Origin of the sequence: Kitasatospora sp. NPDC093558 (assembly GCF_040683475.1) — a bacterium.
Lineage (GTDB): Bacteria > Actinomycetota > Actinomycetes > Streptomycetales > Streptomycetaceae > Kitasatospora.
The window spans coordinates 1-664 of sequence record NZ_JBFBDY010001342.1; the positions used below are offsets into that span (position 1 = coordinate 1).

At 71.8% G+C, this 664-nt stretch carries 1 protein-coding gene; it reads left to right on the forward strand.

What is annotated here, in order from left to right; genetic code table 11:
* Positions 1-664 (forward strand): ABC transporter ATP-binding protein (locus tag AB0O00_RS40825; RefSeq protein ID WP_363659712.1); only part of this gene is annotated, 664 nt, incomplete at both ends.

A 664-nucleotide genomic window follows, 5' to 3' on the forward strand; every position in this document is an offset into this window, starting at 1 on the left:
GCTCCGCGCTCGCGCTCGACACGCGACTCTCCCCGGCGCTCGTGGTCGCCGTGGTGGTCACCGCCGCCCGCTTCGCCGAACCGCTCGGCCTTGCCGCCACCATGACCAAACTCTTCGAACTCTCCGAAGCGGCCCTGCGCAGAGTGGACGAGGTGCTCGCGGTCCAGCCCCTGCCCACCGCACCCGGCGGGTCCCGGCCCACCGCCTTCGACCTCCGCTTCGAGAACGCCACCTTCACCTACGACGGCCAGCGCGAACCGACCCTGGACGGCGTCGACTTCACCGTCCCGGAACGCAGCCTCACCGCCCTCGTCGGCCCCTCCGGCTCCGGCAAGACCACCGTCACCAAACTGATCAGCCGCTACGCTGACCCGCAGACCGGCACCATCCGACTCGGCGGCACCGACCTGCGCACCCTCGAACCGGACGAGGTGCTGCGCCACATCGCCGTCGTCTTCCAGGACGTCTACCTCTTCGACGACACCATCCGCGCCAACATCGCCCTCGCCCGCCCGGACGCCACCGACGCCGAGATCGAAGCCGCCGCCCGCGCGGCCAACGCGCACGACTTCGTCTCCCGCCTCCCGGCCGGCTACGGGACGCGAGTCGGCGAGATCGGCTCCGCCCTCTCCGGCGGCGAACGCCAACGGATCTCCATCGCCCG